The sequence below is a fragment of the Pseudoalteromonas sp. SIMBA_162 genome, from assembly GCF_046535955.1.
GTDB lineage: Bacteria > Pseudomonadota > Gammaproteobacteria > Enterobacterales > Alteromonadaceae > Pseudoalteromonas > Pseudoalteromonas marina.
Window position 1 is genome coordinate 1 of the sequence record NZ_JAWJBQ010001209.1, and the last position, 236, is coordinate 236.

Annotated in this window: 1 protein-coding gene; it reads right to left on the reverse strand. The window is 68.2% G+C overall.

The genetic code is table 11. The features are described from left to right. The coding region (locus R0J88_RS23495; protein WP_410901390.1) for a DUF3005 domain-containing protein at positions 1-236 on the reverse strand (236 nt) is incomplete at both ends.

Here is a 236-nt window from a genome sequence, read left to right on the forward strand (position 1 = left end):
CGTCGACTGGGCGCGACGGCGCGTCAAATCCCTTCTCGATCACCATGTAGCCGGCACGCAGCGCGAACGCCGGATGATTGCCGCCGGGCCGGCTGTCGAAGCCGGCGAACCCGTCGGTACCTTCGGGCACAGCGTTGACGAGCGACGCGTTACTGCCCGTGATCTGGTCGGGCGAGAACGCGAGGCCGCTTGCGAGACGGGCAGCCTCGCGATTCTTGCCGTCGGTGTCGACGGTG